The sequence below is a fragment of the Quyinboa ferrireducens genome, assembly GCF_042436675.1.
GTDB lineage: Bacteria > Bacteroidota > Bacteroidia > Bacteroidales > UBA5342 > JBHJHP01.
The window spans coordinates 14483-26962 of record NZ_JBHMVA010000013.1 but is presented as its reverse complement, the minus strand read 5'-3'; the positions used below and the strand labels follow the sequence as shown (position 1 = coordinate 26962).

12 protein-coding genes and 1 tRNA gene are annotated in these 12480 nt (G+C 36.5%); 3 read left to right on the top strand and 10 right to left on the bottom strand.

What is annotated here, in order from left to right:
• Positions 1-2 precede the first annotated feature (2 nt).
• Positions 3-1742, top strand: coding sequence for a metallopeptidase TldD-related protein (locus tag ACE01N_RS16100; protein ID WP_380591234.1), 1740 nt, complete (start codon positions 3-5; stop codon positions 1740-1742).
• A 14-nt stretch (positions 1743-1756) separates the two neighbouring features.
• On the opposite strand, the gene ACE01N_RS16095 is transcribed toward ACE01N_RS16100, so the two are convergent.
• The 4 genes from ACE01N_RS16095 to ACE01N_RS16080 all read right to left on the bottom strand — a co-directional run bounded on the left by ACE01N_RS16095 (position 1757) and on the right by ACE01N_RS16080 (position 4256).
• The gene (locus tag ACE01N_RS16095) at positions 1757-2854 is read right to left on the bottom strand and encodes a hypothetical protein (protein ID WP_380591232.1); all 1098 of its coding nucleotides are present in this window, start codon (positions 2852-2854) and stop codon (positions 1757-1759) included.
• A gap of 78 nt (positions 2855-2932) precedes the next feature.
• A complete protein-coding gene (locus ACE01N_RS16090; RefSeq protein ID WP_380591229.1) occupies positions 2933-3094 on the bottom strand; it encodes a hypothetical protein in 162 nt (53 codons plus the stop codon).
• A gap of 3 nt (positions 3095-3097) precedes the next feature.
• Positions 3098-3847, bottom strand: a complete 750-nt coding sequence (locus ACE01N_RS16085; RefSeq protein WP_380591226.1) for a hypothetical protein — start codon at positions 3845-3847, stop codon at positions 3098-3100.
• Positions 3848-4182: 335 nt separating this feature from the next.
• Positions 4183-4256: transfer RNA gene (locus ACE01N_RS16080), tRNA-Ala, on the bottom strand.
• Positions 4257-4479: 223 nt separating this feature from the next.
• Here ACE01N_RS16080 and ACE01N_RS16075 point away from each other — a divergent pair.
• Positions 4480-4851, top strand: coding sequence for a DUF2752 domain-containing protein (locus ACE01N_RS16075; RefSeq protein WP_380591223.1), 372 nt, complete (start codon positions 4480-4482; stop codon positions 4849-4851).
• Positions 4852-5172: 321 nt separating this feature from the next.
• Here ACE01N_RS16075 and ACE01N_RS16070 read toward each other — a convergent pair whose 3' ends face one another.
• The 6 genes from ACE01N_RS16070 to ACE01N_RS16045 are packed head-to-tail and all read right to left on the bottom strand — an operon-like array spanning position 5173 to position 11244.
• Entirely contained in the window at positions 5173-6510 is a 1338-nt protein-coding gene (locus ACE01N_RS16070; protein WP_380591220.1) for a DUF58 domain-containing protein, read from the bottom strand.
• Entirely contained in the window at positions 6510-7490 is a 981-nt protein-coding gene (locus ACE01N_RS16065) for an AAA family ATPase (protein ID WP_375728699.1), read from the bottom strand. The genes ACE01N_RS16070 and ACE01N_RS16065 overlap by 1 nt, the downstream gene beginning before the upstream one ends.
• Before the next feature lie 10 nt (positions 7491-7500).
• Positions 7501-8691: a DUF4350 domain-containing protein gene (locus ACE01N_RS16060; protein WP_380591217.1), complete on the bottom strand. Its 1191-nt coding sequence runs from the start codon at positions 8689-8691 to the stop codon at positions 7501-7503.
• Positions 8684-9409: a DUF4129 domain-containing protein gene (locus ACE01N_RS16055; protein WP_380591214.1), complete on the bottom strand. Its 726-nt coding sequence runs from the start codon at positions 9407-9409 to the stop codon at positions 8684-8686. The genes ACE01N_RS16060 and ACE01N_RS16055 overlap by 8 nt, the downstream gene beginning before the upstream one ends.
• Positions 9402-10286, bottom strand: a complete 885-nt coding sequence (locus tag ACE01N_RS16050; RefSeq protein WP_375728702.1) for a DUF7847 domain-containing protein — start codon at positions 10284-10286, stop codon at positions 9402-9404. Before ACE01N_RS16050 ends, ACE01N_RS16055 begins: the two co-directional genes overlap by 8 nt.
• Positions 10273-11244 (bottom strand): stage II sporulation protein M, encoded by a 972-nt coding sequence (locus tag ACE01N_RS16045; protein ID WP_375728703.1) that lies wholly within the window; start codon positions 11242-11244, stop codon positions 10273-10275. The genes ACE01N_RS16050 and ACE01N_RS16045 overlap by 14 nt, the downstream gene beginning before the upstream one ends.
• Before the next feature lie 175 nt (positions 11245-11419).
• Between ACE01N_RS16045 and ACE01N_RS16040 the strand changes: the two genes are divergently transcribed.
• On the top strand, positions 11420-12139 hold the full coding sequence (locus ACE01N_RS16040) for an RDD family protein (protein WP_380591209.1): 720 nt from the start codon (positions 11420-11422) through the stop codon (positions 12137-12139).
• The last annotated feature ends 341 nt before the right edge of the window (positions 12140-12480 follow it).

Sequence of the window (12480 nt, the reverse complement as noted above, 5' to 3'; positions counted from 1 at the left end):
TCATGAACTCAGTTATCACAAGAAACAAAATATACCAGATGTTTAGTGCAAGAATTCTGCTTATATATGCCTTCATTTTTTCAACATCTGTTGCACTGAAGGCAGAATATAATGATACGATTTTGAAAGCCATGAGCGACGAACTTAACCGGAATATAAACGAACTGGTTTACAAGGATTTTGAGCGACCGTTTTATATTGCCTATTCCATTTATGATATAAATGTTGAACGATATTCTTATACGTTGGGCGGCAAAAACATGACGAACTCCGACAGAGGGATAACCGGGGCAGTGCGTGTGATGATCGGGGATTATGAACTGACGGATGAAAACTACAACGACCAGGCAGGCCGGGTCATGCGAAATAACGAATACATGCCACTTCCGATTGATCCTGACTATGATGGTATCAGACGATATCTTTGGAAAGCTACGGATAATGTTTATAAAAGTGCTGCCGAAACCTACAAAAACAAGGTGGCAGCCATGAAGCGACAAAACATGACGGTGGATGATCTGCCTGCACCGGATTTTTCAAAAGAAACACCACGGGAGTATATCGTAAAAGAAACTCCAAAACCTTCGAAAACGATAGATCTTAACCAGCTCACCAAAGAACTCAGCAAAGAATTTCTTGCTTATCCCGACATTATTGGTTCCCATGTTTATATTTCAAAGACCAGCGTTTACCGCTATTATGTTAATTCTGAAGGGACCCGACTTGCCGTTCCTGAAAATATGATAACCTTGTCTGTTTCAGGATCAGCTTACAATAAATACAATGATCTGATCAGTGAAGATCTGTCCCTGGAAGCATTGAATGAAGATGATCTTCCACCAGCTGACACACTGAAAAGTTATGTCCGGACCTTTGCCCGGAACCTGAAAGAACGGTGTGGCATGGAAAACTGGGATGATACTTATACTGGACCCGTATTATTTGAGAATCAAGCCGTTTGTAATGTGGTGCTCCGTGATTTGTTTTCTTCCGGTAACGGCCTGGTTGCCTCACGTGATGAGTTGGTCAATAATTCGTATCGCGGCATTTACCTCGAGAACTCCAATACGCTGGAAAAACGCATGGGTAAAAAAGTCATGTCTGATCTGATATCGGTTTATGACATTCCTTCTTTGAAAAGCTACAATGATACTCCACTAATGGGCTATTATAACGTAGATAATGAAGGTGTGATGCCCAAAGATACATTGCCGCTGATAGAATCGGGGATATTAAAATCGCTACTAACCGACCGCATACCCATAAAAAGCATTCCTTATTCAACCGGGCATTCACGCTCCGCCATTGGAAACGGAAGTGTCTCCACAACTGTTGGCCCCGGTAATGTATTGTTAAAAAGCAATGCGGCTTTGAGTGAATCGAAACTAAAGAAAAAATTGCTTGACATGGCTTCAGATGAGGGACTGGATTATGCAATTATTCTGCGCCCGGCCATAAAAGGCAGTCTGGCCAGCCCTATAAATGTGTTTAAAGTGGATATAAAAACCGGTAAAGAAACCCGCATAACCGGCGTTAATCAGGGCATTTCAGATTTTGATATCATGAAAGATATTGTGGCCACATCCGATCATAATGTGGTTTTAAATACCAATCAGATAGGCGGAAGCGCTACATCGTACATTTACCCAGATGCTGTTTTAGTTGAAGATTATGAACTCAACAGCATTAACCAGACACTGATGAAAAAGCCACCCGTAATACCAAATCCGTTGAAAGAATAGAAAAAATAATTATGTTATAAAATTTCATATAAAGGTTCTTTTTCCAAGTATTTTTCCATTTCTCCAAATATCGAATCGCTATATTTAATAGTTTTCCCTTTTAAGATTTCAAAACTTTTAATTTTTAAATCTAAGGGGTCAATATCACCATTAATATCTTCGATTCTGAGCTCTGGAAATCCCTCAATAAAATCAATTAATTCAAGCGAGAACGGTTGAGTAATTTTAAATCTTTTAGCTAATTCCGGACAAATTCCGTTATCATTAGATGATAAAACCGGAAAAACTGCATTTGTAAGTTCACCTCTGGTTGATACTTTATCAAAATCTATATGTGTTGTTTGATAAAATAATCCATCTATGCTATGATTGTCACTGATCCATTCCAACAATATTTGAGGCAATATATATTCAGGTTTAAATGTATCGTCTTTATTTGACACTTTTATAGAACAGAGCGCTATTAATGGCCATGTCATAAAATAACGATATAACTTTTTCTTATCTAATAATTCTTGAGTATTAAGTGGAGACAAATCTAATATTTTTAAAGGTGATTTATTTTCAAGTCTTACCACCTGAAACTCATTCCTTAATGGACGATTCATTTCTTCCCAGCAAATATAAATAGATGTCCCTAAATATAAGGACGGGAAGCCTGGTATACTAAACCGTTGACTTTTTACATTTCCACGTTTTTCAAAAGGAATATGAAATAGTTCACTTTTATCAAGTTGATAATTAGAAGCTGATAGTCTTATCCTGTAAAAACTAACATTTCGGTCAACTTCTTTAAAATTTAAAATATCGTCAAAGTCTTTTAAGTCACTCCTTATTGTATTACTAAACTTTTCATAAGCTCTATTAGGTTTGCCCTCAAAATATAGTGATACAGTTTCTAATAACCCATATACGAATTTACGTTGAGTTTCTTTAATAAAATCAATAGGATACATGAAACTATTACTATCTAATTCTTCCTCTTTTAAGGTTTCTATTTTTGTCAAAAATTTATTAACTAGTAAATCTTTCAAAAACTTTTGAAAATCACCTGAATAATTTAATGGAAGTTTAAATATGTCATTCTTTAAGAATTCGTTGAGGGTGGTCATACTTAACAAACTAAAGCTTATTATTCTTAAAATAATTACGAAAAGTGGCTTTCATTACTATCAAACTTATATTATATCTCAGTCATATATAACTCTTATATTCTGATATTTTTGTAGCTCTACTTCTAAATAAGCATCTCTAGTTTCCTCAATTTTCCTAGTGAATTCCCTTTCAATTTTATTTATTTTTCTCTTACTAAGCTTAACAACCGTTGTATTTCTTTTTAATCTCTTAGCCATGACTTACAATTTAATATGTTTATCTATAAATGCGGCATAATATGTCATATGAGACTCCCATTCCCTCTTTTGAGATTCATTAAAGGAGAGTTTTTCGGAACAATCAATCGATAAAACTGCAATAACTTTCGACTGGACTTTATTAAAAATAGGAATAGTTGAGCAAAACCCTAAATTGCCTATTTTAGTTTTTTGAGATTCAGTTAAATGATAATCGTTATTTTCCAAATCAAAATCAACACATAGTGCTTTGTCTATATATGATTTACCGACCATACCTTCAACTTTATTCTTATAAACACTAAAATGTAAGGTTTTATGATGAAAAGGGTCAGATATTCCTTTAATCTCACATAAATGCAAAGATATTTTTCCTTTTAAATATCTATTCCATAAACCAATTAAACCATGCTTTGGTTTAAAAATTCGTGTTAAAAATTCTGCACTATGTTGATTTGTCTTTTCTTTTAATAGTTTAAGATAATTTGCTTTATTGTAGCTCACTAATTCAACGTACAATTCTTTTTTACTTCTATGGAGTCTCTTAATTATAATATGCTCAAAAGGTAACCATAGTCCTGCCCACGTAATTCCAATAAGGAAAAAAATCGCTTGGATATTTTCAATTTTCACATTAGCAGATAATATATTCTTGGATATTAATACATTTATAATGTAGGAGTTTTTACTCGCAAAAATTAGAAAACTCGAAACAAGACTAAAAACTATAATTCTGATAATCTCCTTCGCCATAAATCCAATAATATTAATAATTAATACATGTTAAACTTTAACTTTATCATGCAAGCATTATCAATATTAAAACAACTACGTTTCCAAAAAATCAATATGTTAAAACTAGTTAATTAATTTTAGAAAAGCAATACACAAGATCAGTTATATCATTATTTATTCTTCCTTTAAATAACTAATTCTCTTTTTATTATCCTTAAATACAAATGAATGTAATAGTATAGAAAGGGGCATACACATAATACTGTAGGATATTGCGAACCGTTATGCAAATAAGAGAATTCCATAAAAGATTGTTCCATAAAATAAAAAAGCTCCCAATTTGAGAGCTTTTGTGGAGAATACGGGAGTCGAACCCGTGACCTCTTGACTGCCAGTCAAGCACTCTAGCCAACTGAGCTAATTCCCCAAAATATTTCTGCAACCTGATAATTCCTTTGAATTGGCGAAGTTGCCTGTCCCGATGACCATCAGGAATATCGGGAAGCTAATTCCACATGAAATGTTTTGCGGTGCAAATATATAATTTTTTAGAAAAATCTAACCCGTTGCGATTTCAAATTTTATACTTTGAACAATCCAATTCTATAAAATGAAAAAAAACTGTACTTTGTACTCCAAATAGTTTCATTTTGAATACCAACCAGATCATCAAATATGTCATTCTCAGTTTAACTGTTCTTGCAGCTGCATTTATTCCTGAACATTTCTTTTTTGACGAATCGTATTCTTTGTGTATTCACCGAAGTCTGCTACATATTGAATGCCCGTTGTGTGGCATGAGCAGAGCTGCACATGAGCTTACAAGGTTAAGAGTAGCCTCGGCCATAAGCTTCAACTTTAATATTATTTTTTTACCGGTATATGTGGTATTCGATTTACTGGCGATATTCACTCATAAATCAATTTTTTCGAAACTCAGCAGGTTTACCCTCGTGGCTTTGCTTGCAGGTTTAGTTGCTATTTATGTTATCAGGATTGGATTGCATTTTGGATGGTATTAGATATCGGTATTATTAGTATTTCACTAATCCGTTTAAACATGCGGCCTTGATTTGTTTTACATTATTCCTGAAATTTTTCCAATGTCCTCTTGAAGAGCCTGCATAAAGTGTCCCTCTTTGAAAAAGAGGGTGGTCCTGACCCAAAGGTCAGGATCGGGAGATTTAAAATGAAAAGATAACCCATGCATAAAATCCTCCGTCCCGATTTAATTATGATATAATTTAGGGACACCTCCTCTTAATAAGGAGGACAACTTTAATCATCATAAAAGATTTCTTAAGTATAAACTCATCTATCCCTCAGATATTCGTATTGAACTATTAAAACCGTCCTGTATCTTTAAGTTCAAGGTATTTATTGATAAGACCTGCGGTCAGGTTTTCCGGTTTGGTCAGCACGGAATAAATTCCGTTCTTCAGCAGCTCCTTTACGATCAGTTTTTTATCGTACATATGTTTTTCTGCAATCGTTCTGATGTAAAGTTCTTCCATGTTCGAGACCTGTTCATGACTCAGTTTTTCGATCTCCTCATTTTCAAAAATCACCACGATGATCACATGACTTTTAGCGAGAATCCTCAAATAAGAGATATAACGTTCCAGGGATGTGATAGTCTCAAAATTGGTATATAAAATAAGTAGACTGCGATGCGAAATTTTTCGTTTTATTCCGGCGGTCAGCACTGCGAAATCGGATTCAAAAAAGCCGGTTTCCTGTTTATATAACCGATCCAGTATCTTTGTCAGTGTTTCATGTTTTCGTTCGGCACTCAGAAAGGATTCAATAGTCTTGTTAAAAGTTATCAAGCCAGCCTTATCATGTTTTTGCACAGCAGTATTCGACAGAATCAAAGAAGCATTAATCGCATAATCCAGCAACGACATCCCGTTAAAGGGCATCTGCATGGTCCGCCCCATATCAATCACATTATATACATTTTGTGAGCGTTCGTCCTGGTATTGATTCACCATCAACTTACCACGCTTAGCAGTGGCACGCCAGTTTATGGTACGGTAATTATCGCCCTTTACATAATCCTTAATCTGGTCAAATTCCGTGTGTGATCCGATCCGCCTTACTCGTTTTACGCCTACTTCTGATAAGCGGTTAGAAATAGCCAGAAGTTCATATTTTCGCATTTTCAGGAACGATGGATAAACCGGAACCGGTGTTTCCTTATTCCCAAATTTCCTATGCCGGATCAGCAAACCTATTTGTGTGGCGTACAATACATTCGTTACCCCGAAAATATACTCACCCCTTTCCTTCGGAACCAGGGTATAGTGCAATCTTTTTTCGTCGAATGCATTTAGTTTTAATTCCATTTTAAAGTTTCTAAGCTGAAACTGTGCAGGAACCTCATCGAATATCTGCAGGTTCAACGGATAAGGATGCCGATTCTGAACATACAATTCTATGCGGTTTTCATCGCCATTTGAAAGTCTGTCAGGAATTTCACGGGTCAGCAAGACGCTATACTTTTTTGCGAAGAAGAGCAATATGGCATCACTGAACAGAAACAGCACAAAAACACCCAGCAGGATTTTTGCGATCAGGTAAACCGGATCAAGAAAAAAACCGATGGTAAAGAGAGCAGCAATAACACTCAGCGAAAGGTAAAAGCGGTTGGCAATATGTATTTCTTTAAATCCTTTCACTATCGGGGAACTTCAACCGTTTTAATGATATCTTTTACCACCTTATCTTCAAACACGCCTTCCAGTTCTTTTTCAGGAGTCAGATAAATCCGGTGCAACAGAATGGGTTCAAACACAGCCTTTACATCTTCAGGAATCACATAATCCCGTCCGTTAATGGCAGCAAAGGCTTTGGCCGCATTCATAGCATGGATGGATGCACGCGGCGAAGCTCCAAGATACAAGGAAGGATGATTTCTTGTTTTAATGACAATTTCTGCGATGTATTTCATCAGGTTATCGTCAACCTGCACCTCCTGAACCTGATTGCGGAAAGTTGTCAGATCTTTCGAGGACAATACAGCCTTTACATTTTTCAGTTCCGGTTCTCCTTTCCGGTTATGCATATTCTGCAAAATCAAAAATTCCTCATCAGCCGTAGGGTAATCAACCAGAATTTTAAACATAAACCTATCCAGTTGAGCTTCAGGCAGGCGATATGTTCCTTCGTGCTCCAGCGGATTTTGCGTAGCGATAACCACAAACGGCGATTTCATTTTATACGTTTTTCCGTCAACTGTCACCTGACGCTCTTCCATCACCTCAAACAACGATGCCTGCGTTTTTGCGGGAGCGCGGTTTATCTCATCTATCAGAACCATATTTGAAAAAACCGGTCCTTCGTTGAACTCAAATTTAGACGTAGCCGAATTAAAAATGGTGGTGCCGGTAACATCCGAAGGCATCAGATCGGGCGTAAACTGAATACGCGAGTAACCTACCGATATCAGTTTGGCCATAAGCTTTGCAATCATGGTCTTGGCGATTCCGGGAACACCTTCCAACAAAATATGTCCATCGGCCAGAATAGCCACGATAATCAAATCCACAATATTTTCCTTGCCAACCAGAACCTTCCCGATTTCCTGTTTCAGTGCCTGTACTTTTTCCTGTAAAGGCTTTAATCCTATGCGTTCTTCAAAGTTTTTTTCTTCATCCATAGCATTTATATTATAAGCATGTTTTATAAAATTCTTCAATATCCTTATTATAGGCCATCAGTCCCGGACCGGATACTTTCGGCTGATCCTGAAAATAGTTCACCTTGTGAATAACTGTTTTAACCAGCATTTTATTCACTCCTGTTTTTTTTGCGATCAGATCAATATTTTCAGCGGTCTCTGCCACATCACTGATGTAATATTTTTCCCTCAGAAATTCTTTAAAATAAGTCGAAATTTTATGCGCAATGGTCGCATGGTTTTCGTTTTTATAATACAGTCGTCCCACTGTTTTAATGAATTCCAGCGATGTGTTTTTAAGAGGCTCTATAACAGGTATAATCCGCTGTTTACGCCGTGACCCAAACACCAGGTAAATAACAAGGATCAGAACAACAATGTAAAACGCAATCCGCAACGGAGCTTGTGACAACAAAAATGAAGTTGGTGCCTCATTTTCTATCCTAAACGGTTTGTAAAATCGGTCCACAATTGTAGGTTGATCCGGCAAATAAGACAGAGCTGCAGCAGCATATTCAGGATCACTATAAAGCAGATTAATGTTTGTAAAAACAAGGGGTTGAGTATGGATATATAACTCCCCTTTTCCCAAACTGAACCGGGCAAAATTCACATGACCTTTCCGGTCGTATCCCAGCATATATGCCTTGCAGGAATCCTCAGACACCAAAAAATTCGTCATCAGTCTGTTGCTGAAAATATAACCGGAATCTTTTTTCAGTGAAGGCGAATAAAAATTGAGGGTATCCGTTGCAGACTTTAGATAAGCGGTGTCAATTGCACGGCGGCGAACGTACATTTTCAGTTCGTTCATTAAGTCATATGCAAAACTGTTAAAAGACAGGAAGACAGAATTGCCTGATCTTACAAAACCCAATAACTCCTCCACCTCGGCTTCTTCAGGATTAAAATTATCGGTAATTACAATCAAATTATGCTTTTCTGTATTCATTGTATCCAGTAGCGGATTATGAATAAATACTTCATTATTATAGATAACCGAATCCTGAAACAGCTCAGGATATAGCTGGTTAAGCACATAACACCCGTAAGGTGCCTTGTGATTTCGGTCGAAAGACATGCGCCAGTCAACCGGTTTGGGAGCATAATGCTGAAAAAGGATCAGAATAATGAATAATCCGACAGAGATAAACAGGTATTTCAGATTTGATTTACGCATTCGTCAACAAATTAAAGTTAGTAAACGATTTGCTCAACCGGTTATAATCTGTTTCATCTATGTTGAAATGGCCATACCACACTGCGTTGTAAATATTGACTAAGCCCGTAAATTCCGTTGCAGAATCCGTCTTCTTACGGATCTCATTCAGGTAATCCCGGTTTGTTTTATCGCGGGAATAATTTATTACCCCTAAACCATCAAGCTTGCGCAATACATTTATAAACTGGTATCGTATCGCTTTCCTGAAGTTTTTATTCTCTACCTCGGCAGCAATGGCAGCATCAAGATCTTCAATTGCCTCATCTGCATCATCAATAATATAATCCTTAACCTCCTTTTCTTCTTTAGTATAAAAAAAGCGTTGAAACCGAATTTTGGTCACTGCGAAAACAAGGATGGCTATAACCAACAACCAGAAAAAAGTTTTTACGGCAATCGTCATTCCCTTGTAAAATCCTTTTATATGACCCAGTTTTTCCCAAATCCACTGCAATAATCTGCCCCAAAAAGAAATGGTTTTATTCTGATATCCCTGACCGTAATTAAAGTCAGAATCCTGCCTGTAAATATTTAATGCAGCAGTATCAACATCCCTCACCTGGATCATAGCAGAATCAATTCGTGCGGAATCAACAGTATAAAATGGTGTATCTGCAGCCGAAACCGGCAAAACAGACCATAAAACAAAAAATATACAAAAGAGCTTTTTACTCATCAGCAGATATCTGACCAATCTTATCAATTAATGATGGTTTCTCGTATGTTTCAACCAGACTATAATACAGGAAGGCCACCAATACGGTTGGTATGGATGAAATAATATATGTTAACAGTGATGATATTCCATTGATTATATAGAACGATATACCAAAATCAAAATTAAAATCACGTCCTTCCTGTAAAGAAGAAAATAATGGTTTCATACCCATAATCATTGCCGGGATTGATAATATCATAGAGATGATATAGACAATCACAATTATAACGATTAATGCACCCAGAGTCATCCAGAATTTTGGCTTCACAAGTTTAAAACTCCGGTTAAAGGCATCGCCAAATGAAGCACCTTCCAGAACAATTAACGGAATAAACAAGCTCAGAGAGACCCCTAAGTATATACCGGGAATAATACAGAATATAATTCCTATGGATATAATGATAGCCGAAAGAAAAGTGGCTCCTAATACAGGGAAAAAGTATCGTGTAACTTCCTTCCATACTTCTGACAAAACAAAATTATCCTTCCCCTTATCAACGTAAAGTTTGATATATCCCATTATGGTACAGGTAAGGATATTGGTGGCAGCCAAAATGATAAAATAATTCAAAAAGGTATAGATTGAAAAAAAATCACGATAAATTTCCAGGGGATTATTATAGTTCGCGGCACCGGTCTGGATGGATCGAACAGCTTCCTGTTGCCGCAAACCGACAAATACGCCTATAATGGCTGCAATTAATAAAAGTGGCACAGCAAAATAAAGTATCGCCGTCCCTAACCGTTTAAATTCGGCACCGATAAACGCAAATGTTGCATTAAACAAATCACCGAAATCTCTTTCCTGTTTAAAATTTATTTCATTGGGTTGCATAGTTATATGTTTTGCGGATTAATAGTCGTGGATATATAAAAAAGTAAAAAATAATCCATACCAGCGACAAGCCGATAATAGTAAACCTGATCCAGTAAGGAACTTCAGTATGTCGTGTCATGAATCCTTCCAGAAAACCGGCAACAATAAAAAAAGGTACCAGTCCGATGGCCAGTTTAGCTCCCTTAATGGCCGCTTGTTTCAATGCATAAACACGGCTGTATGTTCCCGGGAAAATAAAACTGTTTCCAATGGCAATACCGGCAGCACCTGCAACGATGATAGAAAATATTTCAATCGTGCCATGAATCCAAATGGTTGCAAATGAATCCAGAACCACACCATTCTGAATCATAAAAGTCTGAAATGTACCCAACATCACGCCATTTGTAAACAACATATAACCTGTTCCAAACGACGTGAATATCCCTAACACGAAAGCAAAAAACGCAACCCGGATATTATTGATTGTAATTCCCAGGAACATGGGTAATTCATTTGCACTCTTGTAGACACCCATAGGATCACCGCTTCTGATATTTTCCATGGTCATATTCACATACCTGTCCCCTAATATAGTCTTTACAAATTCAGGCTTATATGCCGTTGAAAGTATGCCAACCAGCACAGAAACAATGAATATTGCCAGTGCTACATAAAACTCCTTACGCAGGCTATGAAAAACAAGTGGTAGTTCATAAGCCAAGAACCTTCCGATACTTTTCCGCTCAATCGGCTTATTCTGATAAATTAATCCGTGAACTTTCTGCGTTAATTGATTCAGGTAATAATATGCCTCTCCACCAGGATAATAGGTTTTTGCATAAGCCAGATCATCAGTCAGAGAAATATACAGATTAAACAGCCTGTCGGGATTCGAATTTTCTTTATCTTCAAGCAGAGATTCGAATTCTTTCCATTTTTTAATATTTTTATGCAGAAAATCTATTTCTTTCATCTGTTCATTTTTTGAAATAACCTTCAAAAAATCCGGATACAATAAGGAATATATAACGGACTTAAAGTATCGGTGATTAATTTATGTTTTAACTCATGAACCTTAATTATAAACAGGCTAACGGATACGAAAGATAGAAAAAAAATGAAACTATTTATACCTGAATACAAATTTTATGGAACAATTTACCATTAACACATCACAAAACATCAGCATAGAGCAACCTTTGGCCAGTATCGGCGAACGAATCATTGCCAACCTTATTGATTATGCCATTATGGGAGCCTATTATTTTGTGACCATGGTCATTACCGGATTAGCGAAAGAACAAACGGTCTTAATGATCTTTTCGATACCGGTTTTGTTTTACCATCTTGTTTTTGAACAGTTTATGAATGGCCAGAGTCCGGGTAAAAGCGTTATGAATATCCGGGTTTACAGCGAGGAAGGAACATCAGCTTCGTTTGTCAGCATTTTCATCCGATGGGTATTCCGGCTGATTGATGTCATGTTATTATTTGGTTCAATAGCCACTTTATTTATTGTAGGAACAAAAAAAAATCAAAGGCTGGGTGACATTGTAGGTAAGACCATTCTGCTTCGTACAAAACAAAAAAAAGTACGAGGCTCCATGTTTTTAAATCTTCCTGAAAACTATACGATGAAATTTCCTGAAGTGGAAATGTTGTCCGAAGAAGATATCAGGACAGTGAATGATGTGATTCAGTTTTTAAGAAAAACCAACCAGAATCATGACTCACAGCTTTTTGCCTTAAAAACAAAAGATGCGATCATAAAAAAAATGGAGGTCCAAACAGACTTAAAACCTGTTGAATTCCTGATTACCGTCATGAAGGATTACAATTATATTCACTCCCAGAAAGCAAAGGACTAAGCATACCACAAATGAATTTGATCCACAATATAAATTATTGAAAGTCATTGCTATTCGTTTAAAATTTTAAATCATGGGTTAAAACCCAATCAAATTTATCATCCATTAAGAGGCTGTCCAAAAAGTGATAACAGAATTTTCTTTCCTTACGGATTGTAAGTAGTTTTAACAAAATTACCCCTAAATCCCCTGAAGGGGACTTAAAGCCTTCCGTCAGCTGACGGAGAGGTTTGGAGGGGTAAAATAAAGATTGCTTACAATTTATAAGTTCAAAATATTTTCGTTTGTCTTTTGGGACAGCCTCTTAATTAATCATTTTCGAAGCAGGACTTTAGTCCTTT